The 16,522-nt window shown below is 52.6% G+C and carries 17 protein-coding genes; all 17 read right to left on the bottom strand.

Translation table 11 applies throughout. The features are described from left to right. Nucleotides 1–57: 57 nt before the first annotated feature. Complete coding sequence (locus MAHAU_RS01095; protein WP_013779878.1) at nucleotides 58–825, bottom strand: alpha/beta hydrolase; 768 nt, start codon at nucleotides 823–825, stop codon at nucleotides 58–60. 67 nt (nucleotides 826–892) lie between these two features. Beyond that, a complete protein-coding gene (gene serS, locus MAHAU_RS01090; RefSeq protein ID WP_013779877.1) occupies nucleotides 893–2,167 on the bottom strand; it encodes a serine--tRNA ligase in 1,275 nt (424 codons plus the stop codon). Between the two features lie 250 nt (nucleotides 2,168–2,417). Next, on the bottom strand, nucleotides 2,418–2,714 hold the full coding sequence (locus tag MAHAU_RS01085; protein ID WP_013779876.1) for a 2Fe-2S iron-sulfur cluster-binding protein: 297 nt from the start codon (nucleotides 2,712–2,714) through the stop codon (nucleotides 2,418–2,420). A 21-nt stretch (nucleotides 2,715–2,735) separates the two neighbouring features. After that, a complete protein-coding gene (locus MAHAU_RS15280; RefSeq protein ID WP_013779875.1) occupies nucleotides 2,736–4,196 on the bottom strand; it encodes an ADP-ribosylglycohydrolase family protein in 1,461 nt (486 codons plus the stop codon). After that, complete coding sequence (locus MAHAU_RS01075; protein ID WP_013779874.1) at nucleotides 4,196–5,248, bottom strand: Gfo/Idh/MocA family protein; 1,053 nt, start codon at nucleotides 5,246–5,248, stop codon at nucleotides 4,196–4,198. Before MAHAU_RS01075 ends, MAHAU_RS15280 begins: the two co-directional genes overlap by 1 nt. Nucleotides 5,249–5,342: 94 nt before the next feature. Continuing rightward, the gene (gene corA / locus MAHAU_RS01070) at nucleotides 5,343–6,311 is read right to left on the bottom strand and encodes a magnesium/cobalt transporter CorA (protein WP_013779873.1); all 969 of its coding nucleotides are present in this window, start codon (nucleotides 6,309–6,311) and stop codon (nucleotides 5,343–5,345) included. Between the two features lie 37 nt (nucleotides 6,312–6,348). Continuing rightward, on the bottom strand, nucleotides 6,349–7,509 hold the full coding sequence (nagA, locus tag MAHAU_RS01065) for an N-acetylglucosamine-6-phosphate deacetylase (protein ID WP_013779872.1): 1,161 nt from the start codon (nucleotides 7,507–7,509) through the stop codon (nucleotides 6,349–6,351). Beyond that, nucleotides 7,502–7,711 carry a DUF951 domain-containing protein gene (locus MAHAU_RS01060; protein ID WP_013779871.1) on the bottom strand — a complete coding sequence of 70 codons (210 nt, stop codon included), beginning with the start codon at nucleotides 7,709–7,711 and terminating at the stop codon, nucleotides 7,502–7,504. The genes nagA and MAHAU_RS01060 overlap by 8 nt, the downstream gene beginning before the upstream one ends. Before the next feature lie 5 nt (nucleotides 7,712–7,716). After that, the gene (locus tag MAHAU_RS01055; RefSeq protein ID WP_013779870.1) at nucleotides 7,717–8,409 is read right to left on the bottom strand and encodes a tetratricopeptide repeat protein; all 693 of its coding nucleotides are present in this window, start codon (nucleotides 8,407–8,409) and stop codon (nucleotides 7,717–7,719) included. A 14-nt stretch (nucleotides 8,410–8,423) separates the two neighbouring features. Continuing rightward, complete coding sequence (locus MAHAU_RS01050) at nucleotides 8,424–9,272, bottom strand: YitT family protein (protein WP_013779869.1); 849 nt, start codon at nucleotides 9,270–9,272, stop codon at nucleotides 8,424–8,426. Nucleotide 9,273: 1 nt separating this feature from the next. After that, a complete protein-coding gene (locus MAHAU_RS01045) occupies nucleotides 9,274–9,483 on the bottom strand; it encodes a DUF3006 domain-containing protein (protein WP_013779868.1) in 210 nt (69 codons plus the stop codon). Then, complete coding sequence (locus tag MAHAU_RS01040) at nucleotides 9,480–10,859, bottom strand: hypothetical protein (protein ID WP_013779867.1); 1,380 nt, start codon at nucleotides 10,857–10,859, stop codon at nucleotides 9,480–9,482. Before MAHAU_RS01040 ends, MAHAU_RS01045 begins: the two co-directional genes overlap by 4 nt. Nucleotides 10,860–10,875: 16 nt before the next feature. Beyond that, nucleotides 10,876–11,472, bottom strand: coding sequence for an alpha-ribazole phosphatase (gene cobC, locus MAHAU_RS01035; protein WP_013779866.1), 597 nt, complete (start codon nucleotides 11,470–11,472; stop codon nucleotides 10,876–10,878). Nucleotides 11,473–11,480: 8 nt separating this feature from the next. Then, a complete protein-coding gene (ilvD, locus tag MAHAU_RS01030; RefSeq protein WP_013779865.1) occupies nucleotides 11,481–13,139 on the bottom strand; it encodes a dihydroxy-acid dehydratase in 1,659 nt (552 codons plus the stop codon). Between the two features lie 14 nt (nucleotides 13,140–13,153). After that, complete coding sequence (gene ilvE / locus MAHAU_RS01025) at nucleotides 13,154–14,038, bottom strand: branched-chain-amino-acid transaminase (RefSeq protein ID WP_013779864.1); 885 nt, start codon at nucleotides 14,036–14,038, stop codon at nucleotides 13,154–13,156. 125 nt (nucleotides 14,039–14,163) lie between these two features. Further along, nucleotides 14,164–15,099: a CobW family GTP-binding protein gene (locus MAHAU_RS01020; RefSeq protein WP_013779863.1), complete on the bottom strand. Its 936-nt coding sequence runs from the start codon at nucleotides 15,097–15,099 to the stop codon at nucleotides 14,164–14,166. Further along, a complete protein-coding gene (locus tag MAHAU_RS01015) occupies nucleotides 15,083–16,462 on the bottom strand; it encodes a uroporphyrinogen decarboxylase family protein (RefSeq protein WP_013779862.1) in 1,380 nt (459 codons plus the stop codon). The genes MAHAU_RS01020 and MAHAU_RS01015 overlap by 17 nt, the downstream gene beginning before the upstream one ends. Between the last annotated feature and the right edge of the window lie 60 nt (nucleotides 16,463–16,522).

The following is a 16,522-nucleotide window of genomic DNA, read 5'->3' as shown; positions in this document are numbered from 1 at the left end:
TTACCATGCACAGGCATTTTTGGCAACAGTATTTTTCACAAAAATAGTGTGAGTTTATTACAAAGTATTGACCAAATATTCCACTGTTGCGCCTATCGCTTCCTCTTCCCATTCCTTCTTATTAAATGTATGGTCGGCGCCTTCTATGACGTGCAGCTCCATCCTGTCGCCGTACACCATGGCGTATTCGTCAGACGATATGTAAAGCGGCACGCTCTGATCACCGCTGCCATGCACTATTAGCACCTTTTTGTCGTACAATGCGGCGTCGGCGTATATATCCACGCTGCCCACGTCGTCGACAAAACCCTTGCCGAGGAGCAGGCCGCCCAAATCGAAATAGCCCTTCTCCTGCATGGATTTTGTGGCATCGGGATCGTTGGTCATCCTCTTTAACACATGCCCTGCCGGGGCCCACAACACCAGTGATTTCACCTTATCGCGCTGCGTGCCGGCCACCGAGCTGGCTATGGCGCCGCCCAGGCTCAGGCCCACTATGCCGGCGCGTTCTTTATCGGCCAATTCCAGCGAGCGGGCATAGTCGAGTATATCCTGAGCATCGTCTATTTCCCCCGACACTGTCATATCGATGAAGTCGCCGTCGCTCTCACCGCTGCCGGCAAAATCGAAGCGCACCGATGCTATGCCTTTCTTCTCCAATGCACGCGAGAGCTTCACGAATATGAAGTGCGGCTCCATCTTGTTGCCGGTGAAGCCGTGGTATATGGCCACCATCGGCACTTTGCCGCTCGCGCCATCGGGCGCATGGAGCATGCCGCGCAGCGTCTGGCCGCGCCGGTTTACTATCTCTACCGCTTTTTGCACAATAGACCACCCTTTCGTTTTTTTGCTACACCGCTATTATATACCTTGCACATGCATTATACAACCGCTATATGCCCGATATTTTGTCGGTGCCCATGTATGGCACGAGGGCTGGTGGTATGCTGACGGTGCCGTCGGCATTTTGGAAGTTCTCGAGTATGGCGGCGGTGGTGCGGCCTATGGCCACGCCCGAACCGTTCAGCGTATGGACATAGCGCGGCTTTTCTTTAGGTGCCGGGCGATACCTTATGCCGGCGCGGCGGGCCTGAAAGTCCTCGAAGTTGCTGCACGAGGATATCTCGACATACCGGTTATAGCTGGGCATCCACACCTCGAGATCGTATTTTTTGGCTGCGGCGAAGCCGAGATCGGCCGTGCATATGGCCACCACGCGGTAGGGTATCTCGAGGGCCTGCAACACCTCCTCGGCGTCGTGCGTCAGCTTCTCCAGCTCATCGTATGAGTCCTCGGGCAACGTGAATTTTACCAGCTCCACCTTGTTAAACTGGTGCTGGCGTATAAGGCCGCGGGTATCGCGCCCGGCCGCCCCTGCCTCGGCCCTGAAGCAAGCGCTGTACGCCACATGCTTTATAGGCAAATCTTTGGCGTCCAGTATCAGCTCGCGGTACATATTGGTGACCGGTACCTCTGCCGTGGGTATGAGGAAGTACTCGGGGTCGACGGTCTTGAAGGCATCGTCTTCGAATTTGGGTAGCTGCCCTGTGCCTACCATGCTGCGCCTGTGCACCAGGAACGGCGGGAATACCTCCACGTATCCATGCTGGCGGGTGTGCATATCCAGCATAAGGTTTACCAGCGCGCGCTCCAGCCTGGCCCCTGCACCTTTGTAGAAGGTGAAGCGCGCCCCCGATACCCTGGCCGCCGCCTCGAAGTCCAGTATGCCTAGGTCCTGCCCTATATCCCAGTGCGCCTTTGGCTCAAAGGCAAATGCGCGCGGCTGCCCCCAGCGGCGTATCTCGGCATTGTCATCCTCGCTGTCGCCCACCGGCACGCTGGGATGGGGTATATTGGGTATGGTCAGCAGTATAGCCTCCAGTTCGTCGTCCAGCGCGCGTATCTGGTCGTCCAGCGCCTTTATCTTATCAGACAGCGCCTTCATATCGGCCATAAGCTCGGAGGCATCCTCGCCGCGGCGTTTCATCTCGGCTATGCGTCTGGATTCGTCGTTGCGGCGGCTGCGCATCTCCTCGGCCTGCGCCAAAAGCCGGCGCCTATTTTCGTCCACCTCGAGGAATCGGTCTATATCGGCCTTGTCTTTCTTCTTGGCTATGGCGTCTTTTACAAAGTCCGGGTTTTCTCTGACCAGTTTTATATCCAGCATATATACCATCCTTTCATTATTAAAAAATGTATCAAAAAAGCCCCCGCCTCTGACAAATCATCAGGGGCGAGAGCTTATCTCCCGCGGTGCCACCCGTATTAGCGGCATATGCCGCCATCTTTCTGGCCATAACGGAGCCTGCCGTTCCCGCTCGTCGCGGGCCGCTCCGGGGTGGAATGCCCCTTCGCTGCGTTTATCTCTATCATGCTCTTATTATAATATATTATGCGGCAAATGGCAAGCAGGAATCTCAATCCAGTCGTGTAGAACGTGCTACGAATACCGTAGCGTCGCCGTTTACCACCGTCTGGCATGAAAGGCGGTAATTCATAAGCACTTTGGCGCCCAGTTTTTCCTTCTCTTTTTCATTGACTTCTGACAGGTTCTCCCTGCCCTTTTGCACTATGCATCTGCACGTGGTGCACATGCCATGGCCGCCGCATTCATGCCTCACCTCTATACCGTTATCCATAGCTATCTCAAGCAGCGTTTTGCCCGCCGGCGCATCCACCGTCACGTTATCGGGCATAAATGTTATCTTCGGCATAGCGTACCCCTTTCTCATTTATCAATTTATCTTTTTTATTATATCGGCTAATTGCCTATAGCACTGCAGTTTTTCGGCGTAAGGCACCGCATTGGCCGGGCTGGATGATATGGCCACGAAGTCCGTAACGCCCTCCACCGCGCTGTATGGCTGCAAGCCGTACTCCACTTTTTTAGCGCCGGTGAGCCTGGCGTATATGGTCTTACCGTTGTAACACACGAGCCTGGGCCTGTATTGTTGCAGCGCCCTGAGCAGACGCTGCCTGCCCTGCTGGTACTGCTGAGCAGTGATTTCGGATGCCGAGCGCGTGGGGTATTTGACTATGTCTATCATGCCGTAGCCGAATTCCAACATGCGCCTGTCGTCCTTGGCGCTCAAAGGTTCGGGCAGTATGCCGGCCTCATATAAGAGCTTCCAGAAGTGATTGCCTGCGTAGGCGTAGTAGTGGCCCTCTTTAGCGGATGTGAGCCCGGGATTGAATCCGACAAATACCGCTTTGAGGCCGTAGTCAAGCATATCGGGCACCGGTTTGTAAGGATTCATGTAAAGGCTGTAGAGCCTCTGCGCCATGGCATATATGCAGTCATGGTCCTCCAACGCCTCCACCCACGATGCCGGTATGGCTTCAAATCCGTTGCATGCGCCGGCCAATGCTCCGGCTATGCATGCTGTTGTATCAGCGTCGTCCCCGGCGTTGGCAGCGGTGACGACAACCTGCCCGAAGTCATACGGGCTGTGCAGGAAGGCATACAAAGCAGCCCCCATGGTATGCACTATATAGCCCGACGTGCCGAGGCTGGCCATATGTGAGAATACCCCCTCGCTGTCGGCTTTGAGCTCGAGCAATGCCCGCACCTTCAATAGCTGCTGTCTTATTTCCCCCATGGCAGCATAGGGCAGAAGATACGTTATAAGGTCGGAAGGGTCTTTGCCGTCGAGAAGGTAATCTACAGCCAGCGCTATGAGCTGAGCGCCTTCTATTGCGCGCTCATCCCTGTGCGTTATGATGCTCTGCTGGCGCGCAAATTCCATGATGCGAGCCGTATCACCGTGGTACATGAGCGCCACCGGCATGACGCGCATGGCGGCCCCATTGCCGGCGCTATCCGATCCTGCCCTATCCCAGCACTCACCTTGCGACAATTTTCGACAGGCCTGCATGCATCCGACACCAGGCCCCCTGTTATTTCCCGGGGAATGATACCATTCTACAAATTTCTCGGCTATGATATACGGGTCGGGGAATCCGGCCTCTATTATGGCCTGGGCCAGCGCCATCATCATCTGCGTATCGTCGGTGTATTGGCCTTTTGTCAGATGCCGGTACGGGGAACGCGGACCGGGAGGCGACATATCGGTCACCGGACCGCCGTATATGCGCTTTATGTCATCATGCGACAAAAATTCAAGGGGCATGCCGAAGGCATCGCCTACCGCAGCCCCTATCAAACATCCTGTAAACCTGCTCTCCAAAGCGTCCATCAATACTTCATCTTGACCGCTTGGCCTGTCTCGTGCGATTTAAATGCCGCCTCTATGACCGACATAGTGTAGCGCACCTCGGACGGTTTGACTATGAGCTCCGCCTTGCCATCTATAACATCGCGGACGTTTTCATAGAATTCGGTCCAGGAGACGTTTACCTCGGGCAGCTCAAGATGATCGGTAGCATCCTCCGGTCGCGGGGCAAAAAGACGGGTGGGCCCCGACGGCGTATCTATTACCTCCGCCGGCACCTCGTCGGCCAATTTATTCAGGCTGGTTATGCTGCCGCTTTTTGCCTCGAAATCGTCTATATGTAAGGCACCCCTATTGCCGCACACAAACCAGCGCGGCAGCGACTCCAGGCACATGGTGCCCACCTCTATCTGGGCTGTCAGGCCGCTGCCGAAATTGAGCAGCACTTTGAAGTAATCGTCGACATCGGGATTGACTATGCTGAACAGCCTGGCATATACCGACTCCACCTTAGAAGGCATCATGTAAAGTATCTGGTCGATGAGGTGCACTCCCCAGTCATAGAGCATACCGCCGCCGTATTTTTTATAGGCGCGCCAGCCGTACATAGTGCCGCCGCAGCCATGCACCCGGGATTCTATGGTGTACACGTCGCCCAGCAGCCCATCCTCGACAGCCTTGCGCATGATACGGTAATCCCTATCCCAGCGCCTGTTCTGATGCACGGTGAACAGCACGTGATTTTTCTCCGAGGCCGCTATCATCTCATCCAGCTCGGCCACCGACAATGCCACCGGCTTTTCCACGATAACGTTTTTGCCGGCGTCCATGGCCGCTATGGCCAATTCTTTGTGCACATGGTTGGGCGTGGCCACCAACACGGTGTTTATATCTTTATCGGCCAGAAATTCATTCAATGCGCGGTAGCCGCGCAATCCATTTTCCTCGGCCTCTTTTACCATCCTGGCATCTATGTCATACGCTGCTATCACGTCGACGCCGTCGATCTTGGATGCGTTCTTATGATGCCACCTGGCCATACCGCCATAACCTATTATACCTAATTTTACAGGCATGAAACCCACCTCAATTCTGTATTTTTTATTTTCCATATCAGATTAACACATAAGTACCTCTTTTGCAACGGCCATTTTGTGGATGAGGCGGCGCTCACAACCAATGCTTGCGGCGTATGTATATCACCATGGCTGCCACCGACGCGGCCATTAGCCCCCATGCCCACAGATAGCCGTAACGCCATTTGAGTTCGGGCATATATTCGAAATTCATGCCGTATATGCCGGTGATGACGCTCAGCGGCATCATGATGGTGGTGATGACAGTCAGCACCTTCATGACACTGTTCATGCTGTTGGATACGCTGGACAGGTAAGCGTCCATAGAGGTGGATATCATGTCGTGATAGAGGTCGGCCATATCGAACAGGCGCATGAGATGGTCATACACATCCATGAAGTATGCGCGGCTCTCATCGCTCATGTACTCGAAGTCGTGCCTCAGCATAAGGTTTACTATATCGCGCTGCGGCGATATCATACGCCTGATGCGCGTGATGCCGCGGCGCAGCTTGAACAGGTCGTTGAGCACGCTCTGATCCGGCTTTTTGAATATGCGCCCCTCTATGCGGTTCAAGCGCTCGTCGATATCGTCGAGCAGCGGGAAATATTCGTCGACAAGCGCGTCCATTAGGTTATATACGATAAAGTCGGTGCCCTTCTCAAAAAGCGCCGGATTTTTCCTGTAAACATCCATCGTCGCGTTCACGAATTTAAGCTCGTCTTTATGAAATGTGACAACATAGCGCTGCGAAGCGAACATGTCGAACTCGCCTGCCCTGACCCGCACGCGTTTATCAGCCGCCACGACAGCGTGCATGACGGCGAAAAAGTAACCTTCATAATTGTCCAGCTTAGGCCGCTGAAGGTCATGCAAGCAATCCTCTACAGCCAGTGGATGGAAGTGAAATCCATCGTCCAATATCCGCGCTTCTTCGTCGCTGGGGCGGTCAATATCCACCCACATGATCTTTCGCTGTTCGGCGAAAACCTCTATCATCTCATCGGTATTTTCGGTTTCCTTTAATCCCGACCCTTTGTCGTATATAAAGGCACGGACCATCGCAAAATCATCTCCTTTAGCCGCATACCGCGCTACATCAGTGCCATTTTCCGGCTATCATGGCACCATTTACCGAGAGGTCGGCCTCATCCAGAAGCACGATGTCGGCGTCATAGCCCTGTTCTATGCACCCCTTGCGGCCGTCTGCACCTATGAGCCCGGCCGGCGTCAGCGATGCCATCTTGAGCGCATCGGCCAGCGGTATGCCGGCCGCCTCCACAATGTTCTTTACGGCCTTATCCAGCGTCAGCGTGCTGCCGGCGAGATTCCCGGCCTCCAATCTGGCCTGACCGCCCTTTACGATAACCTTCTGCCCACCCAGCTCGTACACGCCGTCGCCCACCAGCGTCGCCTCTATAGCATCGGTGACAAGGGCACATCGGTCGGCCCCCTTGCACAGCCACGCCATCTTCAGTATGGCCGGATGCAGGTGCACCGTATCGGCTATTACCTCCACCGTCCAACCGTCCTGCGTCAATGCCGCGCCGGGCGCGCCGGGCTCCCTGTGATGGATCGGATTCATGCCGTTAAAAAGGTGGGTGGTGTGGGTTACCCCCGCGTCATATGCCCGCCGCATCTCGTCGTATGACGCGCCGGTATGCCCCGCCGATACCAGTATGCCGTTCTTATGCAGATAACGGCTTATCTCGAGAGCCCCTTCCACTTCAGGCGCCAACGTTACGCGCTTTACAATATGCCCGTATTCCCCCGTCATGGAACGATAGGCATCCATCGACGGAGGAAGTATGAGCGATTCCATCTGGGCTCCCTTGTGATCGGCGTTTATAAACGGGCCTTCCATATGCACGCCCAGAACCTGAGCGCCGGATGTGCCCCTCTTCATGGCACGCCCCGCCGCCACTATCGCATTGTACGTATCGTCTATCGATGCCGTCATTGTGGTAACGAGAAACGACGTGGTGCCCCTCGAGGCTATGGCACGCGCTATGGTGTCTATGGCATCATATGTGCCGTCCATAGCGTCGCAGCCCATGGCCCCGTGTATGTGTATATCCACAAACCCCGGCGCGGCTATCATGCCGTCTATATCCCTCACATCGTCACCCGGCCTGGTCTCGCATTGGTCGCTGCGGTCGTATACGGCTTTTATGCGACCGCCGTCTATCAACACCGCTCCGCCTTCCACAAATGCCCGACCGGTGAATATACGGCCGCCCTTCAGTATTGTCCTACCCATCGCTCTCCTCCTCTTTATGCCCGAGCTTTTTCTTTGTCTTTTTCTCAAATTCCCAACGCGGCAGCATGACCGTGCGGCCGCATTTCAAGCACTTTATTTTGAAGTCCACCCCTACCCTGGTTATCTCCCATTCATTGCCGCCACATGGATGGGGTTTCTTCATCTGCACGATATCGCCCAATTGGAATTCGGATGCCTCCATAGGCCCTACTCTCCTTCGCTCAGTTCTTTGAGCTTATCCTCTATCTGTTGGCGGGTTACGGTATTGAGAGGGCGTATAGGGGACTGCAAAGCCTTGTTAAGGTACTCCAAAGCCTCGTCGCGCCGGCCCTGCTCCGCGGCTATGCAGCCCATATAGTACAGCGAATCGGGCAGATTCGGTTTCTTGTCCAATGCTTTTTGGAAGTATTCTTTGGCCTTCTCGTAATCGCCCTGCCTGTAATACATCTGGCCGTAATTATCCAGCGCCGGCGGGTGATCCTCTTCTTCCTCCAGCGCCTTTTCATTATACAGTGCAGCCTTTTCATAGTCGCCCTTCAATATATAAAAATATGCCAGTGTAGCAAAGCTATCGGCCCGCTCGTATTCCTGGCATACCGCCTCCAGTATTTCTATGGCCCTGTCCAGATTGCCGAGCTTCCACTGTGTGAGCGCGCGGTCCACACGGGCTATTTTGTCTATGGTCCAATTGAGCTTTTTCTTCTTTAAGACCTGTTTGAAAAGCTCATCGGCTGTCTGATAATCGCCTTCATTGAGCTTTATAATGCCGTATGATAATAGGGCGTAGGCATTTGTGGTATGGTGTTTCACGGCTTGCTTATAAAACCACGTATACAGTTTCTCGCTGCGCTTAAAGAACGCTTGCAGCATAAACCCTATAAATCCGTATATATTGCCCATAGATATCTCCTTCCTTAAAACGAATCCTCCAGGCTGAAGCCTTGCCCCAGCACCTCTCTGGCATCCATTATGGTCATGAAGGCCTGGTCGTCTATCTTTTTGACTATTTCCTTCAGGCGCGCCACCTCCATAGTGGTCACATCGCAGTATATGATCTTCTTTTGTTGGTGGGTATATGCGCCCTCCCCGTGCAGAAATGTGACGCCGCGGTGCATCTTCTCTATTATGCGCGCGGCTATTTCGTCCGGGTGGTCGGTGACTATGAAGGCGGTCTTGCGCCTGTTTAAACCGGCCTGCACGCCGTCTATAAACTGCGATGAAACGAATATGGATGCAGCCGAATACAGCACTACCGTTATGTCGGAGGCTATGAGGGCCGCCACCAGTATGATGCCGTTCAGTATGGCGGTGATGGTACCTATATCGAATGAGAAGTATTTGTTTATGAGCACCGATATGATGTCGGTACCGCCCAGCGAGCCGCGTTGGCGCAGCACTATGCCTGTGCCCAGCCCCGCTATGGCGCCGCCGAATATCGATGCCAGGAGAGGGTCTTCCAGATGCATAGCCCATCCCTCGGTCAGCGACAGGCAAGCGGATAAGGCTATCATACCTATAAGGCTGAATATGACAAATCTGCCGCTTATATACTTAAACGACAGTGCGAATAGAGGTATATTCATTATGAATACAGTGACGCCCACCGGCCATTTGACCAGATAATAAAGCAGCATAGCTATACCGGCGAAGCCCCCTGTCAAAAATCGCTGGGGCACTAAAAAGGCATTTATGCCTATGGCGTATATAAATGCCCCTATTATTATATAAACGGCTTTTTTTACGTTGGTCTTATCCCAGCGCATGCTACCCTTCCTCGAAAAGCTGATCAGCCATGCGCTGTATGCGCTGCTTGCGCGCACGCGTGGCCTCTTCATCCACTTTTATGTCTATGTCCAAAACATCGCCTTCTTTTGAGCCTTCGGGCAACACCTCTTTTGGGAGGTTGAATACGTCGTCGCCGTATTCTATAACCGCCCACCGTCCTTCAAAACGGTCTATTATAAAAGATTTCACTCTTCGTCACCCTCATCGTCATCCTGCTGTGAATCGATCATATCATGGAATCTGGATTCTATAAAGCGCAATACACCGTCCGATGGCATGAATTCCAGCGCCTCATGCAGGTAATCGATAACCTCCTCAGGTTCATCGAAATTCAAAGGCAGCGCCTGCATAACGGCTTTCATGCGCGCCCGCCTGTACATCGACGGCATATCGACCATGGCCTTGTCCATAAAGTCGATGAACTCCTGTATTTTAGCCTCTGCATATTCTTCATCAGCCGGCTCTTCCGACCATAATTCGTCCCAATCTACCATCGCGGCATATTTGACCGGTTGCGGCATAATATCGTTCAGTTGCGATGTTATGTCTTCCGGTACGTCTTCTATCCCTTCCAGAAGGTCTTTTAATTCCTCTTCATAATACGACTCATCGATCGGTAAATCTGTTATAGCTTCAGACACCATGCTCGTTATCCTGTCTTCGAGCTGATCCACGTATTCCGAGTCAACGGTGCCCGGCGTCAATTGCAGCAATTTATCCACTAAGCCAGCGACCTCACCCCATGTGGAAGATAATTCTATATGGGCTTTGCGCGCATTCTTGAGCACGCGCAATCCCTCTCTCGTCAATACGTAAAAGTTCATCCTGTCTTGCAACTCATTTATAAGCGCCGATACCCTGTTTGCGGCATCTATTATCTCCTGATCGCTGAGTTTCAAAGGTTTTAATTGCTGCAGCTCATCTATTTCTCTGGCTATTTCAGTGAAAAAGACACCGTAATTGGGCTCCAAGCGCCCGGTAAACGCCTCTTTCAATCTCTGTATGGCCTCGTCTATCTGCTCTTTATCCATGTAATCGAACTGCCATTTTAATGCATCTCTGACATATTCGTAAAACCGCTGCTTATTCCACGGCATGGGCACCAGGGGCAATACATCCTGTATCCTTCCTTCAATATCGTCATCTTCAATGGCATCCTGATCTTGGTCGTCATCTCCCATAATATAGAACGCCATCTCGTTTAACAGGCGATGAGCGCTCACCGGTAAATCGATATCCCGCGCCATCCTTTCATTATAGTATAACCCTATTACCTCATCGGCAGACATGGTCTCCACTATATAAGCCGACAGCGTTTCCATGCGCTCATCGAGCATTTCGATATGGTGCTCTATATAAGCCGGATCATCGATAACTGCTCTGCCTTCCAACGCATCCAATACATAACGCAAGGCCTCAGCGGCTTCTTCGTCGATGTACCATCTGTAATCCCGGCCATTCTTTAATTTCTTCGCCGAGCGGCCGCTAAGAACGGACAGGACCATGGCGGCAGTGGTATTCACTGCAATATCCCACAGCTTCGCAATGGTCTCTTCTTTGCTCATTATAATTACCCCTTCTTTATTCCCAGTGGCTCAAAATACCGAATCGGCCCTCGTTTATCTCTATGACCGCCATGCCGCCCGGTCCCATCTTAAAGCGCCAGTAAGCGTCCAGCCCGAGCCCCAATACATGGCACGCCATAGCCCTTATACAGCCTTGATGGGTGACTACGGCTATCTGCGCATCTTTGTCATCTCTATAGCATTCCAGTATCTCGTCCAGCTTATGCGCGGTCCTGTCGTACATCTGCCGGGCGCTCTCACCCCCCGGTATGACGAAGTCCTTCCAGTCGCGGCTCCACTGCAGCCATTCCTCGGGATACTCCCGTTCTATCTGCCTCCAGTTTTTGCTCTCCCACATACCGAAATTGAGCTCCTTCAATCCTTCTTCTTCTATGGGCACCAGCCCCTGCACCGATGCTATAGGCGCAGCCGTATCTTTAGCGCGCTTGAGCGGGCTGCAGTATACGGCGGTCAGCCTGCGCTGGGCCAGCTTTTTGGCCAAGGCATAAGCCTGGCGCACGCCTTCATCGGTCAGCGGCGCATCGGTCCAGCCGCAGTAAGCGCTACCGTCGTCGGTCCTGCATTGTCCGTGGCGTATAAGTATCAATTCCATAAGCCACCTCAGTCGCTGAGCACCGCGCCTTTGTCGCCGGATGTAACCAGCTTGGCGTAGCGGGCCAGATACCCCTTCTTTATGCGCGGCTCTGGGGCATGCCACTCTGACAGCCTGCCCTTTATCTCGTCATCGCTCAGGCGGGCATTTATCTTACCATTCGGTATATCTATGTCTATTATATCGCCTTCGCGTATGGCGGCTATTGGACCGCCTTCGGCCGCTTCGGGCGATACATGGCCTATCGATGCTCCGCGCGTGGCGCCTGAGAAACGCCCATCGGTAATAAGCGCCACGTCCTTATCCAATCCCATGCCGGCCACCGCCGATGTAGGGGATAACATCTCGCGCATGCCGGGACCGCCTTTTGGGCCTTCGTAGCGTATTATTATTACGTCGCCTTTTTGTATTTTTTTATCATATATGGCCGCTATAGCCTCATCCTCGGAATCGAATACGCGCGCCGGGCCGGTATGCACCAGCATCTCGGGTGCCACGGCTGACTGCTTCACCACCGCACCGTCGGGCGCTATATTGCCGCGCAGCACCTTTATGCCGCCAGTGGCGCTGTACGGGTCGTCTATGGGGCGTATCACATCGTAGTCTTTGACCTCGGCGCAGGCTATGACATCGCTCAATGTACCGGATACCGTCATGGCATCGGTATGCAGCAGGCCCTTCTTGGTCAGCTCCTTCATCACTGCCGGCACGCCGCCGGCCGCATACAAATCCTCTATGTGATGATGGCCAGCCGGGCTAAGATGGCACAGGTTGGGCACTCGCGAGCTTATTTCATTTATTATGTCAAGGTTTAAGTCCATACCGAGCTCATGAGCTATAGCGGGCAGGTGCAATGCCGAATTGGTGGAGCAGCCCAGTGCCATGTCCACCGCCAGGGCATTTTCAAAGGCCTCCATGGTCATGATGATGCTCGGCGTTATATTCCTTTCCACCAGCTCCATTATCTTCATGCCGGCATATTTGGCCAGGCGCTCCCTCTCTGCGTATACGGCCGGTATGGTGCCGTTGCCGGGCAAAGCCATGCCTATGGCCTCGGACAGGCAATTCATGGAGTTGGCCGTATACATGCCCGAGCATGAACCGCAGCCGGGGCAGGCATACTGTTCCAATTCCTCCAGCTCCCGCTCGTCTATAGTACCGGCTTTTATGGCCCCCACCGCTTCGAAAAGGCTGCTCAAATCCAATGCCCTGTCGCCGAGGCGGCCCGCCAGCATGGGTCCGCCGCTCATCACTATAGCCGGTATGTCCAGCCTGGCGGCGGCCATCAGCATGCCCGGCACTATCTTATCGCAATTTGGTATCAGCACCAAACCGTCGAAGCCGTGGGCCATGGCCAGCGTTTCGACCGAATCGGCTATCAGCTCGCGGCTGGCCAGGGAATATTTCATGCCCTCATGGTTCATGGATATGCCGTCGCATACCCCTATTGCAGGCACCTCTATCGGCGTGCCTCCCGCCATGCGTATGCCTGCTTTGACGGCGTCGGCTATGATGCCGAGGTGCTTATGACCTGGTATTATCTCGCTTTTTGCATTCACGACGCCTATCAGCGGGCGATCCAGCTCCTCCTTAGTAAATCCGAGCGCATAGAACAACGAGCGGTGCGGGGCCTTCTCAACACCTTTTTTCACATTATCGCTTCTCATAATATAACCTCTTATTAATATATTTCTTTGCCCTGCGACGGGTCTCGTGTGACCTTGCGGAATTCTTCCAGCAGCTTGGCCGTTATCGGGCCGCATTTACCGCTGCCTATGGTACGCCCATCCACCATGGTCACCGCTATAGCCTCGGCCGCCGTACCGGTAAAGAAGCATTCGTCGGCATTGTAGAGGTTGTAAAGCGTGAATTCTTTTTCCTCGAATGGAAGCCCAAGCTGCTTTATGACGCTTATCACCACGCGGCGGGTTATGCCGTTCAATGCGCCGACATATATCGGAGGCGTCATGATAACGCCGTCTTTGATTATAAATACATTGTCGCCCGTACATTCGGCTACCAGGCCGTTCTGATTGAGCAATATGGCCTCGGCCGCGCCGACGCGATTGGCCTCTATCTTGGCCAGTATGTTGTTTAAGTAATTGAGGGATTTTATCTGCGGGTCGAGCGATGATGCGCTGTTTCTGCGCACCGACGCCGTTATGGCCACAAGCCCGTTTTCGTACATCTCAGGCGGATATATAGCTATGGTATCGGCTATGATGACCACGGTGGGTTTCGGGCATTTGTCAGGGCTGAGCCCGAGGTCACCCATGCCCCGCGATACCACCAGGCGTATGTAGCTGTCTCTCAAACCGTTGCGGCGTATAGTCTCCAGCATGGCCTCGGTCATCTCTTCTTTGCTCATCGGTATCTCAAGGTCTATGGCTTTGGCGCCCTCATAGAGCCTGTTTATATGGTCTTCGCAGCGGAATACGCGGCCGTCATAGGCCCTTATGCCTTCGAATACGCCGTCGCCGTATAAAAATCCGTGATCGAATACCGAGACTTTTGCCTCGGATTTGGGGTAGAATTGCCCGTCGATGTATATTATCCTTTCTTCCATGCCACCATTCTCCTTATATCTTTATATTTTAAACTGCCTGAATGTTCATTCAGGCAGTTTTGTAAACGCTGTTGCTTCTATTTTAATACTATATCGGCGGCATGTCTAGCATTTTGCATGATTTTCTACTTTATAGCGGCGTGCAGGAATTCCTCGCATTTCTGCTTTATATTTTGCACCGAGTGCTCATCCGCTTTAGGAAATATGACTAACTCGGATATTTCTCTTTCTACGTTTATCGGCTTTATAGTGAATTCGTCGGTTGTGCCGTCTATGTGTTTCCAGTCACCGTTTAATTTGAAAAAGCCTTTTACTCTGAAGGCGTCGCCTATTATGGAATTCATAAACCGCTTGAACGCCCCTTCTTCAACGCTGTTTTGGGATTTCATATAGATTACGGTCGGCCTGTTGGAGGGCGTATTACAGCTTTGTTTTAGCTCAGCGCCTTCTTTGTCGAATGCCTGTATCTTGTCGAGTATATCGCCGTTGACGCTTGAAAAACTGGTCACTTCTATGGCCGCGTACGGATTGAGCTCTGCCATAAGCCGTTTTATGACCTCTATTTTATGCTCATCCACTTTATCCGCTTTGTTGATTATTATATAATCGGCATATTTTATTTGCTTCTCAGCCGGCTGGGATACCCGTACAAGCTTATCTATATTGGCCGCGTCCACCACGCATATGTCGCCTTTATAGCTCAGCGGCGCATGCGTTTTATCCTTTATGCTCTCGAGTATGGCGTCGACATTGGAAGGATCGGCCATGCCCGACCCTTCTATGAGAAGTATGTCTATGGGCAAGCCCGAAAACTCGATCAGGCTTTGCGCAAACGTAGCCTGAAGGCACGAGCAGAATATGGAGCCGTTGGTTATCTCATGCACTGCCATGCCATCCTTGCCTATGACGCTGCCATCCACGCCGACCTTGCCGAATTCGTTGACTATGACGCCTATTTTTATATCGGGATGCGCCTCTATGATGTTTTTTATCAGCGTAGTCTTGCCGGCACCCAAAAATCCTGTTATTAGATAGACTTTCTTGCTATGCTCTTTGCTCATCCTTGACCAGATACCTTTCTATCTCTTCGAACAGCTCTTTTCTGTCGGGTATGATGGACGAATACTTCAATTCCCCGTTTATGAATATGCACGGCAGATTCTTTATGCCCATCTTCTGTATCCTGTATATATTTTCTCTGTTAACAGCCTTATATTCGATAAAGTCTATCCTATCGCCGAAATGCTGCTTCGCCACCTTTACGGCGTCGACCATATAACCGCATGCTGCGCAGGTAGCCGAATCGATCGTGAACACCTCTATAAGCGGCTTGTCGAGTTTATCGTAATCGGGCAACTGCACGTCTATATCCTCTTGTTGCACGCCTGCCTTATAACTCTTCACTATCTCCCTTACAGCCTGCGTATCATCTATTGCCTGGCGTACGCCCACGACATTCTCCGGCGGCACGTCATAGGGCATATCGCATCCCGGCGATATTATAAGGTTGTGGTGGTCCATCGCGTCCAACAGGCCGATGACATATTTCATGTTATCGTACTGCGAGCCATACAGCATAACCGATGTGAGCGGTATATTGCCGCCTATGACTATATTATACCGGTCGGTTATCTTCTTGGCTTCGGGCATATCTATGTTCTCATCTATGGATATGCAGTCCGGCTGCGTCTTGCACATCTCCTCTATGTTCCTGGTGGCGTTGCCGCATACGAAGAAGGATGAAAAAGTCCCCCTCTGCCTTATATATGAGAATATCCGGTTAAATCCGTCGGTTAAGAACTCTGCGAAATGCATCGGCGATATCTGCGATACCAGCGGGTCGACCACCGCCACCACGTCCGCACCGGCATCGATGTAGTAGCCGGCCATGGCCTCGGCCACGTCGACGGTATATGCCAGCAGAGCCTTTACATATTCGGGCTTGTCTATCATATCCATGAATATATCGTTGCCTCTCAAGTGCGACGCCAACGTGAAAGGCCCGCATATCAGGCCATATAGCGCCGTATTTTGGCCTATTGCGCCGTCTTTAAGCCTTTTTAATGTATTTAACGCTACCGGTATCCTGCCGTCATGTTCTTTCGGGATATAATCCGGTATATCGTCGTTTGACTCCAAAGGATGCGTCTTGACCGACGGCGGTGCCTTCTCTGCCCACATCAGCTCGCAGCCCAATATCTCGGCCTCTATCTGAAGGTCGAACATTATCGGCTGGCCGTCCGGCTTATAGGTTTCGTTTACCTTTACCAGCGACTCGTATAATTTATCCTCATCGGTCAATATATCGGTGGGAGTATAACCCGTCAATTTGCCCGCATGTATGCCCGCAAACGGCACCCACGCCACCTTGTCTATGCCTCGCTCATGCCTCATGGTGCTGTATATGCGTTCTTTGCCTGTCATAAAATATCCTCCTGCACATTTGTTTTTACATGTTATAATTTTAACAATGCATGGAGGCAT

The organism is Mahella australiensis 50-1 BON (assembly GCF_000213255.1).
In the GTDB taxonomy this organism is placed as follows: Bacteria; Bacillota; Clostridia; order Mahellales; family Mahellaceae; genus Mahella; species Mahella australiensis.
This window is presented reverse-complemented; position numbering and strand designations above follow the sequence as displayed.